This is a genomic window from Pseudolactococcus yaeyamensis, from assembly GCF_054658615.1.
The window spans coordinates 1-6635 of sequence record NZ_BAAGGP010000116.1; the positions used below are offsets into that span (position 1 = coordinate 1).

Sequence of the window (6635 nt, forward strand, 5' to 3'; positions counted from 1 at the left end):
AACAAATCTTCAACGGAAGTAATACTTGTAGATTTTGATGAAAGTTTTGAGGAGACGATTGAAAAAAATCCATTGTCGCAAAAGATTACACACATCACAGATAAGAACGATGCCAAAGAGATAGTGGTAGGTATTGTTGGTTATATCAAACTTTTGAAAAAAAAAGAAATAGGTGTCCCAATGACACTCATTATTAGCAATCTCTCTGATTTTATTTTAAAAACAAATCTAAAGGCAGAGGACTTTGTTTTAGCTTTGAAAGCTAGCAGTAAAGTAGGGTTGAATTTTATTATCTTCACACCACATGAGTATATTGCTAAATCATTTGAGGAGATTGCGAAACTTATCCGACCATTGAAGTTCTCAGGTTTGATTGGTGCTAGAGTTTATGATTCTCCTTTACTTAAAGGTCAAACCTATTCTCAAGAGCCAGAACTTCAACTTTATGAAGCGTTTTATACGATTAAAGGTGGTGCTGTTTATGAGCAGATTAAACTACCAAAAGAAAGTGGGGCATCAGATGTCTAAAGATTCAAAACTTTTGCCACTTGGTACAGCAGTGAGTATCAAAGATGATGATAGTAAATATGTTATTGTAGCGAGAATATTCAGAAAGCAAGAAACAGGTGAAATGACAACCGCTTATAGAGGTATCCCACATCCTTATGGTGATGGTGGGGGATACAAAAAGATAGTGATAGAAGAGAAAGCAATCACAAAAGTCGAGCATTCAGGGTATGAGGACGACCTAGATAATGATTTTTCTAAGCAACAACTTGAAAAAGCTGGTGTAGCTCCTAAACCTATTGAAGAAAATGTGGCAACAATTACACAACCTAAAGCAAGTACTTCCAATGCTGTATCTACTACACCGCCGATTCAAGAAAAAACAGAACTTGAATATCCCAATGATCCATTTTACAAACTTAGAAAAAGAAAATTAAGATGATGTTATTTGGTTAGAGGTATTCTAAAACTAATTCTATAAAAATGGAGGAATAAACTATGGATCCCTATTATACATTAAGCAGAATCCAAGCATTAGCAACTGCAATCACTCAATTTAAGCATATCAGTAGTGATTTGCAAAACTATCGGATTCAAACATTAAAAAAAGCAGGAAGTGGTCGTTGGTCTGGACAAAAGAAAAATCAGTATAATGATAAACTTGAAAGCGCTAAATCTCAATTAAATAGGGCTAAAAGTAGCATTGAACAATCAATTAGCGAGTGCAAAAGTCGACAGTATTCATTAGTTAATACGATTGATGCGGTTAAGCATCCAGATGTGGTAGCTCAGGCATGGAATGTTATCAGGTTTTGATTAATATAACGTTAGTGCTGTAAATATGATGAATCGTAAAGCTTGATAGAGACCAAGACGTGAAGGAACGTAGATATGTCAACAAGAGGAGTCAAATCAGGTTATCATACAGAGACGGTCAAAGTTTCTAATTTAACCTCATCAGTCGCAAATACAAAAGATGGTTGGAGTCGTCATGATAACTTGAATACAACTCAGTCAAAGCGAGTTTCAAAAATCTATAACGATCTATCAAGTATTATTGCTAAATATGGACAACTTGCACAAAGAGATGTCAAAGAATTTGAGCAACTAGGAGTCAAAATAGAAACTGAAGACAGAAAGGATAGCCAATGAGCGTTAATATATTTTTTGCAAGTAGCTGGCAAGGACAGGCACCCGGTTTAAATAAGGGACTTAATAGTCGGACAACTAGACTGAATAGTTTGAGTCAAGGCTTGTCAAATTTAGCAAGTACCAAGCAAATCTATGGTAATGGTGCGGACAACATGAAGGCTTACATCTCAGAAGTTCATTTAAATCTGATAGAGGCTTTAATCACGGCGGTAACAACATTCCAAACAGCCTCAGCTGTTTACTGGAATGGTTATAATCAAGTGGATTCGTCTGGTAATTTTAAATTAATTAATGAAGATTTTAAATCGCACGTTCAAGATACAAAAAATGCGATTCATCACATGGATGGTTTTGAAAATCATATAAGACAAGTTGCGAGTTCAGTGAATCACATTGTTTCGTTAGGGGATGCAGGTGCAGGTGCGATTGCGAATGTACGACATGATCTTGAAGATATGCAAAGAATTGCGAGAGAGCAAGCAGATAGATGGTCGCATTATGAAAACTGTGATCCCGGTCTTAATCAAGTTGAGGAAATGATAGCCACAATTAAAGGCTTACTTAATGAAATTGGTAACATCTCAGTTGGTAGGTCTTATACTAAAGGCGGTTTCTTTAATCTATCGGGATATGCGTCATTGAGTAATCTTTCAGCTCAGATGGGTGCTTATAATCAAAAGAATAGTGGCGCCATAACAGACTGGATGAACCAACTTGATTCAAAAACTAAAAAAGTGCAGGCTGGTGGGTCAACTAATGCTTATTTGGATTTGTATAAAGAAGTAGAGAAACTTCTGAAACCACTGAAAGGTGGAAAAAGTGATAATATTAAACGATTCGAGATGTTGTTAAAGGCTTATCCTGAAAATGTTGTTAAAAAATTACTTGGGAATGATGAATTCTGGCTATTGGCAGAAAAATACCTCTCAAGGGGGCAACAAACAAAATTGATAAATGCCCTTGCAAAATTTGAGGCTTTTGGTCAGGCGGTCTCTAAAGGTAGATGGTTACCTAAGATTGATACACTAGGTAAAGCTTATGAAAATTTCAATAAATTTACTTCTCCATTCAAAACTTACGTAAGTGAAGGATTAAAAAATTCAAAACTTGTAAAAGGACTTCAAAATTCTGGGGCTGCCAAAGGTTTAGGAAAAGTTGCGAGTGTTGCGACTTATGCGCAGTTAGGTATTACGTTTGTATCAAGTGGTATAGATGAGTATGGTAAAACTGGTAGTATTGGCAAAGGAATAATCGGTGGTGGAATAGAAACGATTAAGAGCATTGGACCACTTGAGGGCATGACTCTTTTAGCACCACTTGGACCTGTTGGAATGGGCGTGGGAGCATTTTTAGGGACAGCAAATGTAGTAGCTCAACTCATTAATCCCAATTTATATGATGATATTAAAGATGGGGCATATAAACTTTATGATAAAGGTAAAGAAGCTATTGGTAAGGGAGTTAGTCAAGGGATTGACACTGTAAAAAGCGCTTGTAAAAATATTCAAAATGTTGGTAAATCAATCGGGAATGCACTTGGTTTGCCGAAGATTAAGCTGGGGTGGTAGTAATGAAATTACCTAAGTTTATGACCGCTAGTTTTGAAGAGAGTTTAATTTTACAAGACGACAGTTTGATTGACTATATGATAAAAAAAGGAGATCCAAAGGAACTCTATAAAAGACCTGTGTTAAAACTCTTTTTAGTTTTACCAGCGATAGCTCTTTTATATGGGATGACCTATTTTTATTATCACCACGACCCAGATAGTCCAGTACCTATACCTACAATTAATTTTTTACCACAATGGTTATTTTGGTTGTTATTGATTTTATGGCTGTCTAGCATATTTTTGTTAAATAAAAACAAAGTATTTTACTTGAAACAAGAGAAATATCATTTTCACAGTAATAACTTTCTGATTTGGTTGGTTATAGAGGTCAATTTATTCTTTTTAACATATTTGTTTATTCCGTTAACCGTCTTTGGTGTTGTAGTGTTATTTGGTCTGATAGCTCTAATAAGTTACGCAGTGGGTAGAAGTAAGTTAAGAGCTTTAAATAAGCAACTATTTAATATTGAAAGAAAAAATGATAAAATAGATGATTTAATCCAAAAATCAATGAAATTAGTCATGAGATATGGTTGGATAGTGGTTATTGCCGTTGTGCTATGGAAATTTATTTTTCCTGAAACAACAGGTGTTCGAACAGATATTGTGGGCTTTATAGGCGTCATTGCAATGTGGTTGATTGTGAATATTGCGCTGGTAATAGCTGAAATATACTTATTCTTACCATATTTACTTTATGCTTATTACAGATGGAAATATCCAGAACAGTATCGAGAATGGGAAAACAAATCGCAGTTAGAGTGGTATGGCGAGAAATATTTTAATAAGCGTATCAAAGGAACTTCTTTGGAAAAGAAAGGAGGTGGCTGATGATAAGAGATATTCAAAATGTTGGTAAATCAATCGGAAATGCACTTGGTTTGCCAAAGATTAAGCTGGGGTGGTAGTAATGAAATTACCTAAGTTTATGACCGCTAGTTTTGAAGAGAGTTTAATTTTACAAGATGATAATGCTGTAAAGTATATGATAAAAGATGTTGAGCAGCTTGGAACTAGAGAAAAGCCAATTCTGCTAAAAGTAATGGCAGTACTTATTATTGCTATTTTATATGGTATTGCTGTTTTTGTAACTAATGGTGTAAAGACCTCATACACCATTAGCCCAGTTCCACAGCCTAAAATTAATTTTTTACCAATAAAATTGTTTTTAATTTTGTTTACTCTATATATTTTAATATGGATATATACATTATTTAAGAGAAGTAAAAATACTAAATTTTTCTTTGCGTACATTAACACTACTAATATGTTACGTTGGTTGATAATTGAAGTTAATTTACTATTCCTCACTATGTTTCTTATCCCTATGACTATTTGGGGGATTATGTTTTTTATGACTGTAATAGGAAGTGTTTACTATGTAATAGTCAGAAGTAGGTTGAGGTCACTAAACAAACAGTTATTTGCTATTGAAACCCAAAGTGAAATAATAGATGATTTTATCCAAAGAATCATGAAATTTCTTATGAAATATGGTTGGTTAGCAGTGATTGGCGTTGCTTTATGGAAATTTATTTTTCCTGAAACGACAGGTGTTAGAACAGATATTGTGGGCTTTATAGGAGTGATTGCTTTATGGCTCATCATAGATATTGCTATTGTTATAATGGAGATGTATCTATTCCTTCCTTATTTACTTTATGGCTATTACAAATTTAAATATCCAGAAGAAAATCGAGAACGGGAAAAGAAATCACAGTTAGAATGGTATGGCGAAAAATATTTTAATAAGCATATTAAAGGAACAAATTTAGAAAAGAAAATGGAGAAAACAAATGTCTGAAACTAAAAAGTTACTACCACTTGGTAGTGTTGTATTGCTCGAAGAAGGTTTGCAAAAATTGGTTGTTGTTGGTCGTGGTGCTGTTTATACGGATCAAGTAACAGAAAGAGATACTTTTGCGGACTATATGGGTGTCTTATATCCGGCAGGATTGAATCCAGAAACCACTATCTTTTTTAATCATGAAAACATTGATAAAGTTGTTTTTGAGGGTTACTCTGATGAAGAAGAAACCCGCTTTCTTGAAATTTATGGTAAGTGGCAAGATGACCTTAAAAAAGAGATGGCAGATGCTCCAGAAGAAACGGAAGAAATTGAATCTATTCCAGAAAAAGTGTCTGATCCTTTTGATGAATTTCGTGATATGGCTGACTGATAAGAACATCATCAGTTACCATTAGATGATAGTGGGACTAATGATTTTAGTAATCTTGTTTTAATAAAAAACGAACCTTATCACAAAGTAATCACAAATTATCAAACTGTAGTTAAAAAAGGTTTGGGAATAGGCGAAGAAAGAATAGTTGATTGGCCCATGATAGAAGCGCCTATTTACCCTACCAAAACTTTGAAAGGTGGTAAATAGAATGATAAATTGGGAAAAACAATTGGATAAAGTTCATGAATTTCAAAGAATTATAGGTTATGATATACAGTCAGGAATTAGTAGCGATAATTTTGAGAAATTTTCTTTGAGAATAAGACAAGACCTTGAAAAAATACTGCCACCAGAGCTAAAATATTTTTTTGAAATGACCAATGGGGTTGGATTTGGTGGTGTCTTACTTTATGAGTGTAATGAAGGTAATCGCCGAACTGATTTGGTAGAAAATAATCTTGATTGGTATACAAATGATGAACTCAGGAAGTATCTTATTTTGGGAGATGGTAATATTAGTTGGTATGTGTATTTCCCTGATGAAAAAAAATATCAAATTTTAGATAAACCTTCGGGAGAGTTAATGGCAGAATTTGAAGATGTTAATGATTTCCTAGAGGGTGTGTTTAATGAAATGAGTTTAGAAGATTAGTATTTGAGTGAACAACAGAAAAAGAAAGTATTGAAGTATGCTATAAATCAATATATTTCTTAGAGATTAGGTAATGCGAAGTTGTTGAACACTCTTCAAACTTTCCATACAGCTACAGGTGTTTATTGGAATGGTTATAAGCAAGTCGATACGAATAGCAATTTCCGACTTATCAATGAAGATTTAAAGGCTCACATCAAAGGGACAAACAATGCGATTTCCCACATGAATGGTTTTGAAAATCATATGAGACGTGTGTCGGGTTCGGTTAGCCATTTGGTTAGTTTAGGTGGTGCAGGAGCAAATGCGATTTCGAATGTACGGAGGGACCTTGAATCCATGCAGAGAATTGCACGCGACCAGCAAAGTACATGGTCTGCCTATGAGAATTGGGATCCGGGTTTTAATCAAGTTGAAGAAATGATTGCGACGACTAAACAGTTGTTACAAAGTATAGGAAATGTTAAAGTTGGTAGAAGTTATCAAACAGGTACTTTTTCTCAACTACCAGAATTTCAAAATTTGAGTA

Annotated in this window: 10 protein-coding genes; all 10 read left to right on the forward strand. The window is 34.3% G+C overall.

Annotation, left to right across the window (positions count from 1 at the left end; all coding sequences use genetic code 11):
- The coding region (locus ACYQ21_RS14235; protein WP_460059227.1) for a hypothetical protein at positions 1-528 on the forward strand (528 nt) is incomplete at its 5' end.
- On the forward strand, positions 521-949 hold the full coding sequence (locus ACYQ21_RS14240; protein ID WP_460059228.1) for a DUF4176 domain-containing protein: 429 nt from the start codon (positions 521-523) through the stop codon (positions 947-949). The genes ACYQ21_RS14235 and ACYQ21_RS14240, both read left to right, overlap by 8 nt.
- Before the next feature lie 56 nt (positions 950-1005).
- Complete coding sequence (locus tag ACYQ21_RS14245) at positions 1006-1323, forward strand: hypothetical protein (RefSeq protein WP_460059230.1); 318 nt, start codon at positions 1006-1008, stop codon at positions 1321-1323.
- A 75-nt stretch (positions 1324-1398) separates the two neighbouring features.
- Entirely contained in the window at positions 1399-1659 is a 261-nt protein-coding gene (locus tag ACYQ21_RS14250; protein ID WP_460059231.1) for a hypothetical protein, read from the forward strand.
- The gene (locus tag ACYQ21_RS14255; RefSeq protein ID WP_460059232.1) at positions 1656-3227 is read left to right on the forward strand and encodes a T7SS effector LXG polymorphic toxin; all 1572 of its coding nucleotides are present in this window, start codon (positions 1656-1658) and stop codon (positions 3225-3227) included. Before ACYQ21_RS14250 ends, ACYQ21_RS14255 begins: the two co-directional genes overlap by 4 nt.
- A 2-nt stretch (positions 3228-3229) precedes the next feature.
- The gene (locus tag ACYQ21_RS14260; protein ID WP_460059233.1) at positions 3230-4102 is read left to right on the forward strand and encodes a hypothetical protein; all 873 of its coding nucleotides are present in this window, start codon (positions 3230-3232) and stop codon (positions 4100-4102) included.
- 79 nt (positions 4103-4181) lie between these two features.
- The gene (locus tag ACYQ21_RS14265; RefSeq protein WP_460059234.1) at positions 4182-5075 is read left to right on the forward strand and encodes a DUF4176 domain-containing protein; all 894 of its coding nucleotides are present in this window, start codon (positions 4182-4184) and stop codon (positions 5073-5075) included.
- Positions 5068-5451, forward strand: coding sequence for a DUF4176 domain-containing protein (locus ACYQ21_RS14270; protein WP_460059236.1), 384 nt, complete (start codon positions 5068-5070; stop codon positions 5449-5451). Before ACYQ21_RS14265 ends, ACYQ21_RS14270 begins: the two co-directional genes overlap by 8 nt.
- Positions 5452-5662: 211 nt before the next feature.
- Positions 5663-6106 (forward strand): YrhA family protein, encoded by a 444-nt coding sequence (locus tag ACYQ21_RS14275; protein WP_460059237.1) that lies wholly within the window; start codon positions 5663-5665, stop codon positions 6104-6106.
- Between the two features lie 84 nt (positions 6107-6190).
- Positions 6191-6635, forward strand: a 445-nt coding sequence (locus tag ACYQ21_RS14280) for a hypothetical protein (protein WP_460059238.1), incomplete at its 3' end; no start/stop codon positions are given.